21 protein-coding genes and 1 pseudogene are annotated in these 20,844 nt (G+C 35.0%); 14 read left to right on the top strand and 8 right to left on the bottom strand.

Annotated elements, in window-relative coordinates:
- The first annotated feature begins 365 nt into the window (after positions 1-365).
- From D2K40_RS05070 to manA, 8 genes are all read left to right on the top strand, one after another.
- Entirely contained in the window at positions 366-1,829 is a 1,464-nt protein-coding gene (locus tag D2K40_RS05070; RefSeq protein ID WP_229666640.1) for a M23 family metallopeptidase, read from the top strand.
- Between the two features lie 720 nt (positions 1,830-2,549).
- Positions 2,550-3,254, top strand: a complete 705-nt coding sequence (gene yycF / locus D2K40_RS05075; protein ID WP_117153611.1) for a response regulator YycF — start codon at positions 2,550-2,552, stop codon at positions 3,252-3,254.
- Positions 3,255-3,260: 6 nt separating this feature from the next.
- Positions 3,261-5,087 (top strand): cell wall metabolism sensor histidine kinase WalK, encoded by a 1,827-nt coding sequence (gene walK, locus D2K40_RS05080; RefSeq protein ID WP_117153613.1) that lies wholly within the window; start codon positions 3,261-3,263, stop codon positions 5,085-5,087.
- Positions 5,084-6,433: a YycH family regulatory protein gene (locus D2K40_RS05085; protein WP_117153615.1), complete on the top strand. Its 1,350-nt coding sequence runs from the start codon at positions 5,084-5,086 to the stop codon at positions 6,431-6,433. The genes walK and D2K40_RS05085 overlap by 4 nt, the downstream gene beginning before the upstream one ends.
- Positions 6,414-7,367, top strand: coding sequence for a two-component system regulatory protein YycI (locus tag D2K40_RS05090; RefSeq protein ID WP_162879138.1), 954 nt, complete (start codon positions 6,414-6,416; stop codon positions 7,365-7,367). The genes D2K40_RS05085 and D2K40_RS05090 overlap by 20 nt, the downstream gene beginning before the upstream one ends.
- On the top strand, positions 7,364-8,161 hold the full coding sequence (locus tag D2K40_RS05095; RefSeq protein ID WP_117153619.1) for an MBL fold metallo-hydrolase: 798 nt from the start codon (positions 7,364-7,366) through the stop codon (positions 8,159-8,161). The genes D2K40_RS05090 and D2K40_RS05095 overlap by 4 nt, the downstream gene beginning before the upstream one ends.
- Before the next feature lie 64 nt (positions 8,162-8,225).
- The gene (locus D2K40_RS05100) at positions 8,226-9,491 is read left to right on the top strand and encodes a S1C family serine protease (RefSeq protein ID WP_117153621.1); all 1,266 of its coding nucleotides are present in this window, start codon (positions 8,226-8,228) and stop codon (positions 9,489-9,491) included.
- A gap of 421 nt (positions 9,492-9,912) precedes the next feature.
- Positions 9,913-10,875: a mannose-6-phosphate isomerase, class I gene (gene manA / locus D2K40_RS05105; RefSeq protein ID WP_117153622.1), complete on the top strand. Its 963-nt coding sequence runs from the start codon at positions 9,913-9,915 to the stop codon at positions 10,873-10,875.
- Between the two features lie 96 nt (positions 10,876-10,971).
- Here the strand turns inward: manA and mgrA are convergent, their stop codons facing one another.
- The 3 genes and pseudogenes from mgrA to D2K40_RS05120 all read right to left on the bottom strand — a co-directional run.
- Positions 10,972-11,964 carry an L-glyceraldehyde 3-phosphate reductase gene (gene mgrA, locus D2K40_RS05110; RefSeq protein WP_117153624.1) on the bottom strand — a complete coding sequence of 331 codons (993 nt, stop codon included), beginning with the start codon at positions 11,962-11,964 and terminating at the stop codon, positions 10,972-10,974.
- A 121-nt stretch (positions 11,965-12,085) separates the two neighbouring features.
- A complete protein-coding gene (locus D2K40_RS05115; protein ID WP_117153626.1) occupies positions 12,086-12,445 on the bottom strand; it encodes a Lin0512 family protein in 360 nt (119 codons plus the stop codon).
- 161 nt (positions 12,446-12,606) lie between these two features.
- Positions 12,607-12,927: pseudogene (locus D2K40_RS05120) on the bottom strand (TrmO family methyltransferase domain-containing protein); the annotation flags it as partial.
- Between the two features lie 118 nt (positions 12,928-13,045).
- Here D2K40_RS05120 and D2K40_RS05125 point away from each other — a divergent pair.
- Together D2K40_RS05125 and D2K40_RS05130 are read left to right on the top strand one after the other, a co-directional pair.
- Complete coding sequence (locus D2K40_RS05125; RefSeq protein ID WP_117153628.1) at positions 13,046-13,675, top strand: flavodoxin family protein; 630 nt, start codon at positions 13,046-13,048, stop codon at positions 13,673-13,675.
- Positions 13,676-13,889: 214 nt separating this feature from the next.
- Positions 13,890-14,555 (top strand): potassium channel family protein, encoded by a 666-nt coding sequence (locus tag D2K40_RS05130; protein ID WP_229666639.1) that lies wholly within the window; start codon positions 13,890-13,892, stop codon positions 14,553-14,555.
- An 82-nt stretch (positions 14,556-14,637) separates the two neighbouring features.
- On the opposite strand, the gene D2K40_RS05135 is transcribed toward D2K40_RS05130, so the two are convergent.
- The 3 genes from D2K40_RS05135 to D2K40_RS05145 form a co-directional block, all read right to left on the bottom strand.
- On the bottom strand, positions 14,638-15,108 hold the full coding sequence (locus D2K40_RS05135) for an NUDIX hydrolase (RefSeq protein WP_117153802.1): 471 nt from the start codon (positions 15,106-15,108) through the stop codon (positions 14,638-14,640).
- Positions 15,109-15,269: 161 nt separating this feature from the next.
- Positions 15,270-15,545: a hypothetical protein gene (locus D2K40_RS05140; RefSeq protein ID WP_117153630.1), complete on the bottom strand. Its 276-nt coding sequence runs from the start codon at positions 15,543-15,545 to the stop codon at positions 15,270-15,272.
- A gap of 111 nt (positions 15,546-15,656) precedes the next feature.
- Positions 15,657-16,100 carry an ASCH domain-containing protein gene (locus tag D2K40_RS05145; RefSeq protein ID WP_117153632.1) on the bottom strand — a complete coding sequence of 148 codons (444 nt, stop codon included), beginning with the start codon at positions 16,098-16,100 and terminating at the stop codon, positions 15,657-15,659.
- 350 nt (positions 16,101-16,450) lie between these two features.
- Here D2K40_RS05145 and D2K40_RS16615 point away from each other — a divergent pair, with 350 nt between their 5' ends.
- Genes D2K40_RS16615 through rlmH form a run of 3 tightly spaced genes read left to right on the top strand, consistent with a single transcriptional unit; the run spans position 16,451 to position 18,147 of the window.
- Positions 16,451-16,603, top strand: a complete 153-nt coding sequence (locus D2K40_RS16615; RefSeq protein WP_229666637.1) for a hypothetical protein — start codon at positions 16,451-16,453, stop codon at positions 16,601-16,603.
- Positions 16,604-16,614: 11 nt separating this feature from the next.
- Positions 16,615-17,616 (top strand): Zn-dependent hydrolase, encoded by a 1,002-nt coding sequence (locus D2K40_RS05150; protein WP_229666642.1) that lies wholly within the window; start codon positions 16,615-16,617, stop codon positions 17,614-17,616.
- A gap of 45 nt (positions 17,617-17,661) precedes the next feature.
- A complete protein-coding gene (gene rlmH, locus D2K40_RS05155) occupies positions 17,662-18,147 on the top strand; it encodes a 23S rRNA (pseudouridine(1915)-N(3))-methyltransferase RlmH (RefSeq protein ID WP_117153634.1) in 486 nt (161 codons plus the stop codon).
- Here the strand turns inward: rlmH and D2K40_RS05160 are convergent.
- Both D2K40_RS05160 and D2K40_RS05165 read right to left on the bottom strand, forming a co-directional pair.
- Positions 18,067-19,800: a recombinase family protein gene (locus D2K40_RS05160; RefSeq protein ID WP_162879139.1), complete on the bottom strand. Its 1,734-nt coding sequence runs from the start codon at positions 19,798-19,800 to the stop codon at positions 18,067-18,069. The two genes, rlmH and D2K40_RS05160, sit on opposite strands and share 81 nt — an antisense overlap.
- Positions 19,793-20,557 carry a hypothetical protein gene (locus D2K40_RS05165; RefSeq protein ID WP_117153638.1) on the bottom strand — a complete coding sequence of 255 codons (765 nt, stop codon included), beginning with the start codon at positions 20,555-20,557 and terminating at the stop codon, positions 19,793-19,795. The genes D2K40_RS05160 and D2K40_RS05165 overlap by 8 nt, the downstream gene beginning before the upstream one ends.
- A gap of 124 nt (positions 20,558-20,681) precedes the next feature.
- Between D2K40_RS05165 and D2K40_RS16345 the strand changes: the two genes are divergently transcribed.
- Positions 20,682-20,840, top strand: coding sequence for a hypothetical protein (locus tag D2K40_RS16345; RefSeq protein ID WP_162879140.1), 159 nt, complete (start codon positions 20,682-20,684; stop codon positions 20,838-20,840).
- Positions 20,841-20,844: the final 4 nt, after the last annotated feature.

Below are 20,844 nucleotides of genomic sequence, written 5' to 3' on the forward strand. Positions count from 1 at the left end.
TAGAAAAGCCTGCTAATATCAATTTAGTGGGTTTTTTTTACGTTAAATATGGAAATAATTAGAATGAAGCTGTTTATATTCTACTAATGTAGCTTAAAAAGAGAATTAGCATAGATGTAAGCGTACCCATTGTAATATAACAACCATTTATTGTAAAAAAATAAACCTGAAAAATAGTATATAGTGATAAAAATCACTAAAATCGCTATATAATAGGGTATTTTTGGAAACAATTATACAGTTATATTACATTATTTTAAAAAGGTTTAAATAGTTAGTCATTCTATGGTAGCCTATAATAGGTTATAAAATAGATAGAGATATTAAATGGGGTTTACGTACTAGGATTTAGGAGGAATAGGACTATGGGGAAAAACGAGAAATTAATGCACTTTGGATTATTGAAGAAAACTGCGTTAATTACTACTATTGGCATCGGTTTAACATTTAATGTTGCATATGCAGATGATGACAACATTGAAACTGTATACCATGTGTATGTAGATGCAGAACACATTGGAACAATTGATAATAAAGAAGTCATTACATCCTATGTAGATAACCTAATCAAAGAACATGCAGAAGAAAATGATACATACTCCTACGTGACTGAGCAAGAAATCAATTATGTTCCGGAACTTGTATTTAATCCAAAGGTTGCTAACGAAAAAGTATTGGATAAAGTAGAAGATGATATAACGATTCAAGTTAATGCTTATGCGCTACAAATTGATGATAATGTAGTAGGGTATTTTAAAGATAAAGAAACTGCAGAAAAAACATTACAAACCTATAAAGAAAAATACGTAGATAAAGAAACGCTTCAATCTTTAGAAGAAGCAGAAATCTCACTTATGTCTGATGAAACTAAGTCTGAAGATGTTGAAGATGAATCTACACAGTCTTTATCTGTCGGTGATTCTATAATATTAGACGTAGAACTGTCCGAAAATGTTTCACTTGAAGAGCAAAAAGTTTCAAAGTCTAATATTTTAACAGTAGATGATGGAATGAAGCTATTAGAAAAAGGAACTTTAGAAGATAAAATCCATACTGTAGAAGCAGGGGATGTGCTTGGTTCGATTGCGGGGCAGTATGAACTAGATATGGAACAATTGTTAGATATCAACCCCGATCTAACTGAAGATTCGATTCTTCAAATTGGTCAAGAAATAAATGTGACAGACTATGCGCCTTATGTAAATGTAATTGTAAATGAAGAGAAGTTAGTAGAAGAAGAAATTAAATATGAAAGAGAAGTACAGTATTCAGATGCTATTTATAAGGGCGATTCACAGGTAAAACAGTCAGGTCAAGAAGGAAAAAAAGAAGTACAATATGCATTAGAGATTGTGAACGGTAAAATTACTTCTAAAGAAGTAATAAAAGAAGAGGTAACCAAAGAACCGGTAAAAGAAATTATTGTTAAAGGAACAAAAGTTGTTCCTCATAGAGGTACGGGTGAGTTCACTTGGCCAACAGTTGGCGGATATATCTCTAGTCATATGGGTCCTCGATGGGGGTCCTATCACAAGGGTATGGATATTGCGGGACCTAGTAATCGTGCTATTTTAGCTGCTGATAATGGAACGGTTGAATCAGCGGGATGGCACAGTGGTGGTTATGGTTATCATATTGTTATTAATCATAATAATGGTTATAAGACAACTTACTCACACCTTGCTTCTATCAGTGTTCGTGCAGGTCAAACAGTTCCACAAGGAAGTAAAATTGGTGTTATGGGAACAACAGGAAGATCAACAGGTGTACATTTACACATCGAAGCTTATAAAAATGGTCAAAGAATTAACCCAGCAGGACTATTCTAATTTAATATATAATTGATATACCTCAATATATCGAAGTCTAAACCCTTGTTGCAAAAATGCAACAAGGGTTTTCATCATACTCAATGAGGGAATTCTATAGAAGCTAGTTATTTATGACAAAGTTTATATAAACTTTGCATTAACTATAGTAACGTAAGTTACTAACCCGCTCCGTCAGCAGTGGTTTTGGTGGGGCGAGTAATCGCAGTCCCCAAAGGCTTTCCCTTTCCACGGGCACGGCCTCAACTAATTTTTAGAAGAAAGTCACTTCTAAAAATGGATTTTCGGCTCGTCGGACTGCGATTACTCGCCCCATCGGAAACATTCGCTGTTCCCGTAGGACAAGGAATGCTTCGTAACATTATTATTTGATTTTAAAGCTTTAGTGACGGCATTCAATATATGTTTATAGACAAAACTAGCGAAGCAAGTGAAATGGGCGAGACTCCTGTGGGAACAGCGCGAGCTGAAGATCCACTCGGAAAGCGATCTTTGCTTTTCCGAGTTAGCTGAAGCCGTGCCCACGGAAAGCGAGTCCATTTCACTGTGTAGCGGGTTAGGGTTAGTAACTCACGTTATTAGTTAGCTAATACGTATTTTCTATCAAGTTTGAATAAAAGCAACATTGTTTGCTAAAAGAGGCTTGCAAAAAAAAGACATTTAGGCTAAAGTACGATAAAATAAAAGATGAGAGTAGTTTGTAAAAAAGGAGGCTTTACCATGAGTCAAAAAATATTAGTTGTAGATGATGAAAAGCCAATTGCAGATATATTAAAATTTAATCTAGAAAAAGAAGGATATCAAGTTGTTTGTGCTTATGATGGAGATGAAGCAATCAAAGTAACAAATGAGGAAAATCCAGACTTATTACTATTAGATATTATGTTACCAAATAGAGATGGGAATGAAGTTTGCCGTGAGATACGCAAAGACCATTCTATGCCTATTATTATGCTTACCGCAAAAGACTCTGAGATAGATAAAGTGTTGGGACTGGAGTTAGGTGCCGATGATTATGTAACAAAACCATTTAGCAATCGGGAGGTTATTGCTCGTGTTAAGGCTAATTTAAGAAGACAACAACAAGTACCTAGTGATAACCAAAGAGTAAATAAAGATATTCAAATTGGTTCGCTTGTAATCCATCCAGATGCTTATACAGTCACAAAAGAAAACGAACATGTAGAGTTAACACATCGGGAATTTGAATTATTACATTATCTAGCGAGACATATCGGACAAGTAATGACCCGTGAACACTTATTAGAAACTGTTTGGGGGTATGATTACTATGGTGATGTACGAACAGTTGATGTGACAGTCCGCCGTCTACGTGAAAAGATTGAAGATAATCCAAGTTCTCCCCTTTGGATTGTAACTAGAAGAGGTGTTGGATATTATTTACGAAACCCCAAACAGGAGTAATGCTTTATGAAGAAGGTTAAGCTTTTTCAATCAATGCAGTGGAAAATTATTATCATTATGATTTTATTGCTTTTGTTAGCGATTCAAGTGATCGGTTCCTATTTTGCGCAAAGATTAGAAAATGATCTAACAGAAAGTTTTGAAGAAAACGTTGATGAACGCTTGGATGTCCTAAGTTATAACCTAGAAGAGGCATTAAAGAAAGAAAGACCAGAAGATGGAAGTGGTCCAACATTACAGGATGATGTAGAAGATATTGTTGGATTATATGGACGAAGTGATGTGTATTCAAAATTACAAGTAATCGATAGACAATTTCGTATTATTGGGACAAATGCACAAGAGGATATTGGAAAATTAGTAACTGGAGATAGTGGAGTACGGCCGGCAATTATTTATGGTACAACCAAACGAGCAATTCAACGTGATACACAAACAAGTGAACGCAGACTGGTTCGAATTGTTCCACTCTACGATGAGGACGAACCGCTGGGTGCGATTTATTTAGAGGCTTCAATGGAAGAAGTATATGACCAGCTTGATAATATTAACAATATTTTCTTGAATGGAACATTAATTGCGATTATTATATCGGCATTAGTAGGTATTTTAGTAGCAAGGGCTATTACAAAACCGATCACAGAAATGCGAAGACAAGCAATGATTATGTCTCAAGGTGACTTTTCACAAAAAGTAAATGTATACGGCACGGATGAGATTGGTCAGCTTGCAATGACTTTTAATGATATGAACGAAAAGATTAAACAGGCAAATCATACAACAGAAGAGGAACGAAGAAAATTGAGTTCGGTCTTATCCAATATGTCTGATGGTGTACTTTCCACAAATGAAAAAGGGATAATCACTTTGATGAATGAGCCAGCAGCGATTTTAATTGGGAAATCTTTTGAGGAAGTAAAAGGGCAATCAATCATTGATGTGCTTCAACTTGAAGATAAAAAGATAGATTTAACTGAGTTTCAAGAAGCGGGTTCGATCACCATTGACTTTAGTGATGATGAACAATTCTTTTTAATTAAAGCAAATTTTTCTACTGTACAAGATGAGAATGAGCAATTCTCTGGTCTGATAACTGTTATAAGTGATGTAACAGAACAAGAAAAGGTTGAAAAAGAAAGACGTGAATTTGTGTCCAATGTATCACATGAATTAAGGACACCATTAACAACTATGCGTAGTTATATGGAAGCATTAATAGATGGGGCATGGGAAGATAAAGAGATTGCACCACAATTCCTAGAAGTCACACAAAACGAGACAGAGCGGATGATACGTTTAGTAAACGATCTATTACAATTATCAAAAATGGATCATAAAGAACAATCGATGTATAAAGAGCGAGTTAATATCGTCCCATTTTTCCATCATGTTCTTGATCGCTTTGAAATGAATAAAGAGGAATTAATAGTGATTGAACGTCATATACCGAAAGACAGTCTGTTTCTATGGATAGATAAAGATAAGATTATTCAAGTTATTGATAATGTCATGTCTAATGCAATTAAATATTCGTCAAAAGGCGGTAAAATAACATTTGGAGTTATAAAAGAAAAACAACGAATTAAAGTGAGTATCTCCGATAAAGGCCCAGGTATTTCGAGAGAAAAATTAGATAAGATATTTGAACGGTTTTATCGTGCAGATCGAGCAAGGTCAAGACAACTTGGTGGAACGGGTCTTGGACTAGCCATTGCGAAAGAAATTATTAATGCACATCATGGACAAATATGGGCAGAGAGTGCTGAGGGGAAAGGTACTACTATTTTCTTCACATTACCGCTTATTAATCGAAAGCGGGGGATGAAAAAATGAGTTTTGAAAATTGGAAAACATTTATTTTATCAGTTTTAATTATATTAAGTTTATTGTTAACTTTAAGTATTTGGAACTATCAGCCTGATTTTGACCCAGCATCTCCTGATGAAAGCGTAATTGATGCACAATTAGATGGTGTACAACTAACAAAAAAAGATACAGCTCAACCATCAAGGGTTCTTTATCATATGAATGATGAACCACAAGGTTTAGTAGATAAAAGTGAACAAGACACCCTTTATAATGAAATACTTGATTTTTCTTTATATGACTTTCAAAGAGTCATTAATCTCGATAAAGAGATAAATCAACAAAATCAAAATTTGGTGGAAATAATTTTTCCTGCCGAATTTCCAACAGAATTAATCGCGGACATGTTCACGGTTAATGATGATATGCTAATTCCCAACGGTTCATTTGATAGGATTTATATTTTATTATCAGGTGATAATCAAGATAATCAAATAATATTCGAAAGATCTAATACAGGTACAGCAATAGGTGCTCATGTGCAAAATCTTAATGAAGCTGTTGATAAATTAAATACCTATTATGATAACCATACATTTATGCCATATTACGTATTGGAAAATCACTTAGGAAATTCAATCTATCTACCTAGCGAAGTTAATGTGGGTGCACAACAATTTTCATATTTACAGTTAGATATTTATTCTTTTCGTAACCTGCTGTTTAATACACCGTCAACAGTTAAGAGTTCATTTATGACAGGAGGTACAACTGTATATACAGATGGAGTAAGAAGGATGACAAGGGATAAATATAGTATAGATTTTACCAATCCAACAAATGAATCAAAAACAATAGAAGAAGAAATAGAAGATTATCAACTTTTAAATCAAGTGCATAATTATATCAATGCACATAATGGTTTTACATTTAGTGAACCATTTCAATACTTTTTATCAGATTTATCAACGACAGCTAACTCAAATTTAGTTAAGTATACGTTAATGTATAAAGGTTATCCAATATATTCCTCAGAAGTAATTTCGACTATTTCTGTTAACTGGCATAATCAAAATATTTACCAATATACGCATCCGCTTATTCAATTGCATGATTACCGTGGTCCTGGTCAAGTGACGAATTCACTACCAACACCAGAATTGGTCCTAAATACTCTAAGAGGAGAGTCTTATCAAGATACTGTAGTCTATGATGTATCAATTGGATATAAGGTGGAAGAACAAACAGGCGGACAAGGTCAAGTATATGAACTAATACCAACTTGGTATATAAAAGGTGTAAGTGGTTGGCAAGAACTAAGGTTACCGGATAAAAAAGTAGGAGGTGTTGATCGTGCAATGGGGACAAATTAAATCACTATTCATAATCTGCTTCTTCATATTAAATATATTTCTTGTCCAACAACTTTTAGATAAACGTGATGAAAATCAGTCATTTATACCAGAAGAATCCTCAAAAGAAGAGGAGTTAAGACTGAATATTAATGGATTAGGTAATGTGTCAGAAGAGTCTTTCGAAGCACCACTAATTTATGCGAAAAACAAATCACTTTCTGATCAATCAATTGCGCAAATAGAACAGTTTTCAAATCAAAAAAATGCAATTATCAATGATACCGTTATGTTCGGACAATTCAATGAACCAGTTGCTATTAATATGAACAATGAAGAAGCTTACAAAGAAACATTAAGTAGGGTAATAGTAAACAGTGGTGATTATATGTTTTGGGGAAAAGATGAACGATCAGGTTTACTTATCTTCTTTCAAGTAATGGATTATCCAATTTATTATAATACGAATGCCCTTTTATTAATCCAGGTCAACGATGATAGTGAAATGCTGCAATATGTACAAACGTCATTAGAAATAGAAGAAGAGACCGTAGAAACAAAGGACCTAATCCCACAAATTGATGCAGTCTCAAATTTATATCATAAAGCAAATGAATTACGTACTGGAGATGAGGTAAATGACATTAATTTGGGATATCATAATTTAATATCATTACCGAATGGAGAGCAAGTGTTAAATCCAACTTGGAATGTGAAAGTTAATAAAACAAAAGAGTATTTTGTTAATGCAATTGAGGGTCACAATTATCCACAAAATAATGACTTTCTTAGAACATCAATTATAAATTACCAAGAGCTATTGCAGAATACAAATGAGAGTAACTTTCAATTTATTCACGTAGAGGAAGCGGAAGAAAAATCAAAGTTATTAAACATGATAAAAGATGATTTAACAGTGGTCTACAATCGAATTATTGGAGTGGAGAATGAATGACATTAAGATTTACCGTACTAGCTTCAGGCAGTACAGGAAATGCCTTTTATATAGGGACAGATAAAGAGAAGATATTGGTTGATGCAGGATTAAGTGGTAAACAAATAGATCGCTTGTTATCAGAATCATCCATTGATCCAAATGAAATAACCAAAATCTTAGTAACACATGAACACAGTGATCATATTAAAGGTCTAGGAATTATCGCACGTAAATATAATTTACCGATCTACGCAAATGAAAAGACCTGGAAAGCCATGGAAGGATCAATCGGTAAAATAACACTTGATCAAAAGTTTATGTTTAACATGGAAGAAACTAAAACTTTCGGTGATTTAGATGTGGAGTCATTTGGGGTATCACATGATGCTGCAGAACCAATGTTTTATACATTTCATCACCAACGAAAAAAAGTGGCATTAGTAACCGACCTTGGTTATGTATCAGAACGAATTAAAAAAACAGTTGAAAATGCAGATGCTCTTATATTTGAAGCAAATCATGATGTTTCCATGTTACAAATGGGCCGATATCCATGGAGTGTAAAACGACGTATTTTAGGTGACACGGGACACGTTTCCAATGAAGATTGTGCATTAGCACTGCAGGATATTATTGGTGACAATACAAAACGTATTTATTTGGCTCATTTGAGCAAAGATAACAATATGAAAGAATTAGCACGGATGTCAGTTGAAAATAACTTACGAGAGTATGGTTTTTCGATTGGTAACGGGCTTGAAATTCATGACACCGATCCAAGTTCACCTACTCCAATTTTTAACGTTATATAAGGAATTGAGGACTTGGCAAACTACTAACAGTACAGAAATGTAATCATGGAGAGGAAGTGCATGATTGGCATATTATGATGATGAAAATAAAGAGCAACAAACAAAAGAGTTAGACTCAGAAGAACTTGGTGCAAGGTCCAGTACCAGGAAACCTAAAAAACAAAAACGACCGAGAGTTCTTTTAACATTTGTAGTTGGTTTAGTACTTGGTGCATTTCTATTTGCTGTTGTACTTCCAAGTTTAGTGCAATATGATCTTTTACCATATCAAATACATCTAGAAGATCAAAATTTAAAAGCAAATAATATAGGAAATGGAAATACAGCAAGATCCTTACAACCTTTAAGTGTGGACGTGTCAACACAAATTACAGATGTTGTCTCAAAGGTTGCCCCTACTGTGGTTGGAATAGAAAGTTCAACTTCACAATCAATCTTTGGGGGGCAAACAAGTGAAGGAACAGGTTCTGGTGTGATTTATAAGCTTTCTGGTGATCGTGCTTTTGTTGTGACCAATCACCACGTAATCCAAGGTGCAGACCAAATCGAAGTAATATTAGCAGATGGGACGCGCTTAGCTGCTTCGTTAAGAGGAAGCGACCTATTTACAGATTTAGCTGTTCTAGAGATGGATGGTACAGCAGTTCAAGGCGTAGTGGAGATTGGTAACTCCGAACTAGTCAAGGTAGGAGAACCCGCAATTGCGATTGGTAATCCTTTAGGTCTCGATTTGTCTGGTTCTGTCACACAAGGTATTATTAGTGGAAAAAAACGAGCTATTCCACAAGATTTTAATGGAGATGGTAGAGCAGACTGGCAGACTGAAGTTATTCAAACTGATGCGGCTATTAATCCTGGTAATAGTGGAGGCGCGTTAATCAATATTAACGGGCAATTAATTGGAATTAATTCGATGAAGATCGCGCAGTCCTCTGTTGAGGGAATTGGTTTTGCAATTCCTGTTGATGCAGCGATTCCGGTTATTGAAGAATTAGAAACTGAAGGTGAAATGACTAGAGCTTTTTTAGGAGTTGAAGCTTATTCTTTGGGTGATGTTGCTCAAGTTGAGTGGCAACGTAGCCTTGGATTACCTAGTAACGTAGAAAGTGGCATCTATTTACAAAGTATAGAACCTAGATCTCCAGCTTCTGAAGCAGGATTGGAACCATATGATGTAATTACAGCCTTAGACGGAAAGAAAATTAATGACATTATAGATTTGCGAAAGCATTTATATCAAGAAAAGCAACCTGGAGAAACAATGGAGGTCACTTATTATCGTGAAGGTTCAAAAAATCAGGTAACCCTTGAATTAGCAACACAAAAATAAAAATGGGTGGCAATTTTATTGCCGCTCATTTTTTTTGTGGATAAAGCTAAGAAGTAGAGAAAAATCACTTATACACAAACACGTAAGACAAAAACACTAGAAAAAATGGACTTTTACACAAAAAGTGTGAATAAACACAATAGTTATACACAGTCTGTGCATAACCCTGAGGATAACTTTCTATATTTAGTAGCGAACGATTATTCTACTACCAAATAGGATAATTGGTATAGTATTATTTTGGAAATCGTTGTGGAAAACCTGTGTTTAACCTGTTGAAATCTGTTGATAATCATAAATTTTATTTTTTGTGTATAAGTTTGTGGATGAAAATTTAATTTGCTTAGTAATTTGAGGACAGTTGTTTTCTATTCTGATAAGATATAAAAAGACTATATTAACCAGAGGGGGATAAAGTAACATGTATAATGAACCAATATTTTTAAACCCTGCATTCCAAGAACGTATTTGGGGAGGGAAAAAATTAAAAACAGAATATAACTATGATATTCCTTATGAGCACACTGGAGAGGCTTGGGTGATTTCTGCTCATCCAAATGGTCCAAGTATTATTACAAATGGGCCGCTTGCCGGAAAAACATTGAAGGATGCTTGGGAACAGAAAGGGGAATTGTTTAATAAAGCCGCAGATAATAATGAAGTGTATCCTTTATTGATAAAAATTTTAGATGCAGCAAATGATTTATCTGTTCAAGTGCATCCAGATGACACGTATGCACGAGAAGTAGAAAAGCAACCATATGGAAAAACAGAATGTTGGTATGTACTATCAGCAGATGCTGGTGCTGAAATTATCTTTGGCCATCATGCACAAACACGTGAAGAGCTTGAGCAAATGGTCGATGAAGGCAAGTGGGATGAGCTACTACGACGTGTACCTGTAAAAGCCGGTGACTTTGTTTATGTTCCAAGTGGTACGATTCACGCTATTGGTAAAGGAATTGTCATTTTAGAAACACAACAAAGCTCTGATATTACATACCGTGTATATGACTATGATCGTACTGATGCCCAAGGTAATACACGTGAGTTACATTTGGATGCAGCGATAGAAGTAACAACTGTGCCGCACCAAACACCAAATTATGATCAGCTAGAAGAGGTAACTGGCGGTTTGAAAGCTAAAAGATTGGTTACTGAAAAATATTTTACGGTGTACCACTGGGATTTAGATGGTGCTACTGAAAAAGAAAAGGATGCTGATTTTCTGCAAGTTAGTGTAGTAGAAGGGAAAGCGAAAATCATAGTAGATGGCAAAGCATTTGCAATTGAAAAAGGTGATCACTTCGTTATACCAGCAACAGTTGATACTTATCAATTTAATGGACAAGCAGAATTCCTTGTATCATATCCGAGTAAATAGTAGAAATGAAAAATCCGTCTAGTTTTCTAGACGGATTTTCACGATAATCCTTTTGAATCATTGATTTAAGAAGTACCTAAAAAGTCTAAGTATCTTCTATTTTAAGATTTTATTAATTATTTGCAGCTCATCGTTTGAAAAATCTTTATTGTCAAGCGCTTTAACATTCTCTTCAATTTGACTGACACGACTAGCACCAATCAAAGCCGAGACAACAGTTTTTTCTTGTAAAACCCAAGCAAGAGCCATCTGTGCTAAGGATTGTCCACGTTCTTTTGCAATATCATTTAGCTGATTCACTTTTTCGATGACATCATCTGAAACATCTTTTTTATTTAAAAACGGAATATGTTCTTTTGCTGCACGTGAATCTTTAGGAATGCCATTTAAGTATTTGTTGGTTAACAACCCTTGTGCTAATGGAACAAAGGCAATACAACCTGCACCTGCTTTCTCTAAAACATCCGTTAAGCCATCTTCAACCCAACGATTAAACATGGAATAAGCGGCTTGGTGAATAATAAATGGTGTCCCTTGTTTTTGTAGTATCTCAACAGCTTTTTCAGTATCTGCTGCACCATAATTCGAAATTCCAACGTAGAGCGCCTTTCCTTGACGGACCATTAAATCAAGCGTAGCCATTGTTTCCTCTAAAGGTGTCTCAGGATCTGGACGATGATGATAAAAAATATCTACATAGTCTAATTGTAATCGCTTTAAACTTTGATCTAAACTAGATACAAGATATTTCTTTGAACCCCAATCTCCATATGGTCCTTCCCACATTCCAAATCCAGCTTTAGTAGAGATAATCAGCTCATCTCGATAGGCTTGAAAATCCTTCTTTAAGATAGAACCAAAATTTTCTTCTGCAGAACCCGGTGGTGGGCCATAATTATTTGCTAAATCAAAATGAGTAATACCTAAATCAAAAGCTCGACGTAGCATCTTGCGTTGGTTTTCTACTACATCTTCCCCACCAAAATTGTTCCAAAGTCCAAGGGAAATTGCGGGCAGTTTCAAACCAGAATTCCCAACACGGTTGTAAGGGATCTGATCATATCGATCACTTGCTGGTAAATATGTCATGTTGCATTCCTCCTTTTTGGTAGTCTAATTAACTTTTTCGCTAAAGATAAAAAAACTCCATTGAACTTTAGCGTTTACATTATATCAGAAAAAAGAGTGGAGAAATAGAAAAGTGCTTATTCTAGTACCCAACTTCTACAGCTGCATTAACAATATACATTAAATCACTTTTATCTTCTTGCTCTTCTAAAACAATTCCACTTGATGTAGCCATGCCACCATCAATTACTTCAACGGTAACAGTGCCATAAGGGATTTCTGCAATAATTTTTTCTTTATCCAATAGTTCCTTATCAGCAGGTACAGCTACTTTCACATTTACCTTCATATTGTGAAGGGACTGCTCAGGCAAGTAATATTTCAAGCCAGGCATTGAATTATAATGAATTGCATTCTCTACCGCACGAACAGCAGCTTTCGTTACATCTTGACCATGTGTATCCATACCAGTTCCTGTTTCTACAAAAATAATACGTTCCATTGTTTTATCCTCCTTGATTTAGTAGTTATATAAAAACTATACCTGATTGTTAATAAGTATAAACATAATATAGGTATACACGATTAACGATTAATACGTTTCATATTAAAGATAAAGATTTAGTGTGCAAAATTATTTCCATGGAAATAATTTGGGGTATTCTAGAAATAATGCTGCATCAAATCTTGCATCCAATCAGGCACATGTACATCGGTTCTCGAATCAAATTCTGGAATATATGGTTTGATGTCTAACACTTTGGTTCTATTATTAGCATCTAGTCCACTGACAAGAAGAGTATTATCTTAGATAGATAATATTCTCGCTGTAGATATACCAATCGGATTAGGGCGATATCTTGTCCGTTGTGCGAAGCATCCTTTTTCATCCAAGTTACCCAAGCCTCTAGGTTTCTTCTTCGAACTTGAATTTAAACTAAATTCAACCAATCTTATCCCTTCTTTCTGAAATAAATTATTGAATCGGCATATCCTTCCAATTTAGTTTAGCACATTCTCCTCATATTCAAGTAAGAAAAAAAGATTTATCAGGTTTCATTATGGGTATGAGAATAATAGATATCGAATAAGGAGGGTAAAGATGAGTCAAATTAAAGCTCTGTTTTTGAATGCATCTTTAAAGAGTAGTAAAGACCCGTCACATACAGAAGCACTTTATGAGCAAGTAAGCAAAATTTATCATGAGGAAGAAGTAGAAACAGAAAGTTTACGATTAGCAGACTACCATATTCCGTTTGGTATAAGTGATGATATGGGAAATGGGGACGAATGGCCACTTATCCTGAAAAAAGTAAAGGAAGCGAATATAGTTATTATTGGAACACCTGTCTGGTTAGGTGAAAAAAGTAGCCTAGCTACAGTTGCAATTGAACGGTTATATGGAGGAAGTGGTTTAACAAATGAAAAAGGACAATCCATCTACTACAATAAAGTAGGTGGAGTAGTGATAACAGGCAATGAAGATGGTGCTAAACATGCAGCAAATTCGGTATTGTATGGTTTATCGCATATAGGGTTTGTGATTCCACCAAATGTTGATACGTATTGGGTCGGAGAAGCAGGACCAGGTCCATCGTTTATTGATGCTAATGGTAAGAATAATGCATTCACTCAGAAGCATGTTGAGATGCTGGCATATAACACGATTTATTTTGCAAAACTACTGCAAGATAATCCGATTCCTGCAAAAGGAAATGTGATGGAAGAATAGCTTAATTTGAAAAGCCCAATCATTTTTATGATTGGGCTTTTCTAGGTTAAAATATCTATGACATCTTTACCTCAATTTTATTGTTGTGGTAAGCTAGTTATTCAAAGGCACTAAGTGATAAAAAGTTACATAATAGAATTTATTTTTGTTTTTAGATAAAGGTTAAATTGATCATACTAATAAAATAGAAATAGTATCGAAAGGAATTACCAATGTGAAATCAGAGAAAAAAGAGTTTGTTGTGATGGGATTAGGTAGATTTGGTGGAAGTATGTGCAAAGAGCTGGTCAATGAAGGTGTTAATGTAATGGCAATTGATAAGGACCAAGAGCGGGTTCAGAAATACGAAGACGTTGCCAGTCATGTTGCAACATTGGATGCAATGGACAAAGAGTCCCTCAAATCAGTGGGGATCAGTAACTTTGATGTTGCAATTATTAGTTTTGGCGGTGATCTAGAGTCTAGTATCTTGGTAACTATGTTGTTAAAAGAAATGAATGTGAAGCAAATATGGGTTAAGGCTCGTAATGAATACCACCAAAAGATTCTAGAGAAAATCGGTGCGGATAAAATCATTCATCCGGAACGCGATATGGCTAGAAGAATTGCACATCACATTACATCAGATAAGATTGTTGATTATATTGAGTTATCGAACAAGCATAGTATTATTGAAGTCGTTGCAAGTGATAAAATTATAGGCAAAACAATTGCCAACTTGAAAGTACAGCAAAAATTCAAGTGTAAAGTGATTGCAATTAAGAAGGATGAAGAAACTGTCTCAATGATTCCTTCAGACGATGTGGAAATTGAAAGAGGAGACATATTGATCGTTATGGGTGATAATAAAAAGCTTAATCGATTGGAAGTAGAGCTTTAATTAATAGCAAAAATGAATGTTCTAGATATATGGCTATCCATCTATTCTGGATGGCCCAAAAATACTACACCCGTAACGAGGTTTAATTATCACGTAGTGTATAGAATCGTTCTAGAAACTCATCTAATATAACACGATGGCTTTTCACAATATTATCAGGCAGGTCTTTCGGATAGAAAAATTCAAATTTTATTGACTCAGAACGATCAACCTGTAAATTACCTGTAAAACCTTTTGTAAAATAGGCAACAGTTACAACATAAAATTCATCCCCATTTTCAGCAATTACAAAATGATCAGAACCTGAATAAACATTAATAAGCTCTAGATGATCTATAACAAGTCCAGTTTCTTCTAATACTTCACGACGGCAAACCTCTTCTGTTGACTCGCCTAATTCCATTAGTCCACCAGGTATGCCCCAAGTACCATATGGGTATTTTCTTTTTTGTAATAATAATTTACCGTTTTGATCTAAAATAATTACAACAGATCCAACAAATATTAATGGTCTATGACCGACAAGTTCACGCAGATCTTCAATGTACCCGATTATAAACAACTCCTTTCTAGTCCGTCATTATTCAATAACCTTATTATCATTATACTGTACAACTAATCATTCGTTATTAATTTAGATTGAATTGTGCGCATCACCTAATGTTTAAACTCAAAAAAATAACTCCTCGATTAGAGGAATTATTTTTGCAAATATTATAAAACATCACTATTATTTTGCTGGGCTTCTTGCACTTGTTGACGAATATCGTGTAATTCTTCGGAAGCTTGCTGGAATTGTGGGTTGTCTGTTGCCTCAGTTCCTACTTGAATTCTCGTGCTTTCGAGTGCGTCTTCTGCTTGTTGCAGTTGCTGATGTGCCTGTTGTAAAAGGTTAGAATCAGTTCCTTGCGCCTGTAGTACAGCTTGCTGTGCTGCTTGTATTTGATCACTGATTCTTTGTAATTCTTGATGTAAATTTGCTTGTGCCATATAAATGTCCTCCAAAATTTATTGGTGTTAAAGTACATGTATAGTTTTTCTAAGATCAGCACTATTATGCACAACCACATAAACTTCAGTACTAATTGGTTAAAGTAAGTATTAATCTACGACTTCGAATCTTTCACAGACTAACAGCATATCTTCTTGAAAAGGTTTATTTAACTCTTTCATTTCCTGTGTGAAAATTTTCTTGTGTTCTCTCCACCAATATTCATAAGAACCATCACCTTCACCTTCAGCGACAGCAAATTCCTCTGGCACTTCATTCATTGGCAAAATGGTTACTTCGATCGTCTTTATTATAACCACTGGCTTATCTTGGCTATCCAAAATGATACTATATTCTCCAACAGCAGGGAGTGGCTCATTTTCTACTTGATATAAGGTGTGGTTAGAGCATGTCGCAGTCTTTTTTCTGTCACACACAAGCTGTGCCAATGTATCCGGCTCAGACCCAAATTGCCATGCAGTATAATTCTCTGGTGGTGTTAGATCTTTTTCTTTCCAATAGTTATTCCAAAACGTTAGTGCGTCTTTGTTCATATTCTAATCTCCTTTGGTTAATTTATTAAAGCTTACCATAATAAATTTATGTGTTGGATGAGATTTTAAAATCGTACAAAACCAATGTCTTATGCGTTTCTTCTATTATAACTTTAATTACAAATATATTTTAAAATCTGAGTTTAAATCACCAAATATTTACTATAGGATAGTGTACGCCAATTATATTTCACAAAACCATTTTACTTGTTAATTTTCTGAAAATAAACTTTCTTGTCGATAGTGATTAGTGATATGATAATTAGAATAAATAGTTACGGCAAAGAAGTAATGTTGAGTAATGTATGTAATCTGTAGGATAGATGAGTATTCAAGTCAGGTGGTGCACGATGAAAATAAATAACGAACGGTTATGGAAAAGAATTCACGAGTTAGGAAGCATTGGACAAGATCCTGAAGGGAGCTTAACGCGACTAGTGTTTACAAATGAGGAACGACAAGCAAAGCAACTGGTAAAGTTCCAAGTGCTACGACCATTTTAATTGGCTCACACATTGATACCGTCATCAATGGTGGCATGTTTGATGGAGCTGCTGGGGTCTTAATGGGGATTGAAGTTTTGCAAACAATGCATGAGCAGAATATTGCGCTCGATCATGCTGTTGAAGTGGTTATTTTTACCGATGAAGAAGGAGCACGTTTTTCTTCGGGCATGTTAGGCAGCCAAGCTTTCATAGGTAAATTAACAGAACCGGATTTAGAAAATAGTTTCGATACATATGGGATCTCTATCGCTGATGCTATGAGACAGCAGGGATATAAACCGGAACATGTAGCCTCGGCAGAAGTAAAGCCAAAAGAGATAAAATGTTATCTTGAATTACATATTGAGCAAGGCAAAGTATTGGAGTCTCAAAATATACCTGTGGGGCTTGTGACAGGGATGGTAGGTTTGCGGTGGCTAAAGATTAAATTAACTGGTGAGGCTGGACATGCTGGAACGACACCGATGAATTTCAGAAAGGATCCGATGGCATGCGCAGCAGAAATTATCCAGGTCATCGAAACATTAGCCCGTAACGAACAACAGACTGTCGCAACGATTGGAAAACTGTCTGTTCAGCCTGGAGGGATTAATGTCATTCCAAGCGAAGTAGAGTTTACCGTTGATATGCGTGACCTTTCTGATGCTTTACTTGATGAACTCGTTGAGGAGATTGGAAAGAAAGCTCGTGATATATCAGAGCAACGCGGTATTATATTTGATCTCCAAATCTTAGACCGTTCCAATGGTGTAACAACTATACCGTCTGTTAACGAAGCGATTGCAGCTGCTATTAGAAAAAATGATATCGAACTAGTAAAATTACCAAGTGGCGCAGGTCATGATGCCATGAATGTTGCTCAAATAACGGATATAGGAATGATTTTTTTGCGGACGAAGGATGGAATCAGTCATAATCCAGCAGAGTGGGCCGATCAAGCAGACCTAGCTATGGGAGCAGAAGTTTTGCTAGATACATTTATTGAACTAGGAAAAAGATGTGGCATCTGATAACTAGGTTAACTTGATATTAGACGCCGGTGAGGAGTATGAAGGATGAATATAATGATTGTCAGTGTGGGGAAGTTGAAAGAAAAATATTTAAAGCAAGGGATTGCTGAATACGTCAAGCGTTTGGGTGCTTATGCGACAATTAAGGAAATCGAAGTACCTGATGAAAAAGCACCAGAAAATTCTAGTGCTGCACAGATGGAAGAAATTAAAAATAAAGAAGGCGAACGTATTCTAGCTAAATTAAATCCAGATACTCATGTGATCACTTTGGAAATTAAAGGGAAGCAAGTGACTTCGGAACAACTAGCCAAAGATCTGGATCAACTTGCTACGCATGGGAAAAGTAAGGTAGCTTTTGTGATTGGTGGATCATTGGGATTAAGTGATTCGGTCATGAAGCGGAGCGATTTTGCTTTGTCATTTTCAAAAATGACACTACCACACCAATTAATGCGGCTGGTATTGGTCGAACAGATTTATCGGGCATTCAGGATTAATCGGGGAGAACCGTACATCTTTCAAGGGTAAAATATTAAGCGAATCCATCATTTCGCTAAGTTTTTTCCCATCTCTATCTTCCAGCATCCAATGCTCAACTGGTTGGATATAATCCATACTTATTGTTTCTAATAACTCCATTGTTTGATCCTCTAAACCTTCAATTGTGAAGTCAAAGTGCAAGTTTATCCTTTCTATATGTCTTCCAATACCACGTGGTGCTTCTTTGCTAATTTGGATATCCTTTATAACTAAGCGAAGCAATGTTTTTTGACTGGTAGGATCAGAATCCTTCATTATCTTCTTAAAGTTGCTCAAAAGCTGATATAATGCTTTCTCATCAATAGGTGTTGTATCACATGCTTCCAATTCACTATTTAATGCTTCAAGCTGAATATTAAGTTTTGATTGTTCTTCAGTTAATTTGGTTAACTTTGGCTTGAAAATATTAACTAGTGATGGATCGTCCATTAATTGATCCGTAATATTGTTAATACGAACTTTCACCTTATTTAATTTTGACTGTAATATCTTAATCTCATCATTAATAGGTGTCTCTGCGTTATTACGATTTTCATTAACACTATCAATAATTTGTTTTAACACATATGGCTCAGACACAATACGTTTTAATTCCTCGAATACCTGCTGTTCTGCTCTATCCGCACGAATGGAATGAGCACTACATGCCTTGCTACCTTTGTTGTGAAAGAGACCACAAACATAATAGCGATATCTTTTTCCTTGTGCCCCCTTGGATGATCCAGATACCATTCCGTATCCACATTCAGGGCATCTAATTAGTCCATTTAAAATATATGGATTTTTGGATTTTGTAGGTTTTACAGAACGTTTTTTGCGATTTTTTTGTACTCGATCCCACTGTATTTGATCAATTATTGCTTCATGTTTACCATCAACAAGAACATAATTGGGATTCTTTCCTTTACGATGCTTCTCTGACCAGTTTTCAAACATATTAAAACGTATTTTCCCTATGTAAATTGGATTATCTAGGATAGTTTTAATCGTGTTAATTGAAAAATCAGATCCTCTTTTTGTTTTGTGGCCCATAGTATTAATGCGACTTACAATGGCTTTGTAACCTAATTCTTGTTCTGCATAATCAAAGATTAATTTGATTATATGTGCTTCTTCTTCGTTTATAACTAAGCGTTTATTGACGCTATCATAGCCTAATACTCTACCTCCATTAAAATAACCTTCTTTTGCTCGTTGTATCATTCCCATTTTCCCACGTTCAATAATTGAATTTCGTTCATATTCAGAGAAGTTACTCATCATTTGAAAGACCATTTTCCCCATTGGAGTAGCTATATCAAAGTTTTCTTTAAGACTAATTAAACTAACATTTGCTTGTTCACATCTTTCAGCTATTTCTAAAGCATCCTTAGACTTACGAGAGATTCGATCTATCTTATAAACAACCACAGTAGAAAAATATTTGCTTTCAATATCCTTTAACAACCGTTTCATCTGAGGACGACCAGAAATATTTTTCCCACTTACTCCTTCATCAACATATCTCATCACAATCTCCATGTTGCTACTTTGAGCATAGTTTTCGATTTCTTCGATCTGTGCTAGGATACTATATCCTTCCTTTGCTTGTTCCTCAGTACTAACGCGAACGTATAATGCGGCTTTAATTTTTTCACTCATTATCGTCACTTCCTTTTTCTTTATTTTGATTAAGGTCTTGTAATAACCTTTCTGTGTATTTAACAGCTTTTTCATAAGATTGGTTATCTATTATTATTTTCTCTTTTCCAGAATGCCAGGGGAAAGCATGTAATGATGACTTGCCATAATGAACATAATCATTAGCTAATTTTATGGAGTCTAACTGATGTTTGCTTTCAGTGAGTTCCGGTTCAATGGATACATCTAATGTATTAATTTGATTAATGATTTGCGAAAGTAAATAGAATAAATGTTGATCGGTGTATTTTACGCGACTCTTAAAAATAAATGTCATCTGTTCATCCTCGTTCGAAGCTACCTTACTGACCGTTGTTTTTATACTGTATTCATTTTCAAGAAGCGGATTCAATCCATTTGCTCTTTGGGAATCATGATCACCGTCATTACTGCTATTTACATTATATAGCGGTGGAGTTAATTCAACGGATGTATAAGAAACTTTTTTATAAAAATCATCAAAGAACATATATAAATCAGCTCCAAAGTCTTTAGAAATTGCATGTAAGACTTTTGAAGGAACATCCTTTGTATTGCCCTTTTCAATAGTTGTTAATGTAGATTGGGATAATAATTGAACTCTATTAGCAACACTCTTCCCACTAAAATCATTTCCATATTCTTTTTGAAGATGTTCACGAATATATCGCACCCTTTTTCCAATTGGTAGCTCTGCCAAATCAGATAAATTTGTTTTGTTTAAGATTATATTCTTCATCTTTTCACATCCTTTGGTATAAGTAAGTATAACTATAACATGTAATTAAAAATATAGATATGGGTATTGTAATTTTAAATTAAATCGTGTTATGATTTGAAACAAGAAAGCGAGGTGAGCAATTATGAATGAAAAAATTAATGTTGCTAGATGTGATATGTTACGCTTTGCAAGCGAAGATCGTATTGCAGATTGGGTTAGTGAAAAAGAAGACAAGGGTGATCAGTTTATTCAAAGGGTTGCTGAAACTGTTAATGAGTTCTTCAATAAACAAGAGAAGTAGATAC

The organism is Paraliobacillus quinghaiensis, assembly GCF_003426025.1.
Classification (GTDB): Bacteria; Bacillota; Bacilli; order Bacillales; family Amphibacillaceae; genus Paraliobacillus_A; species Paraliobacillus_A quinghaiensis.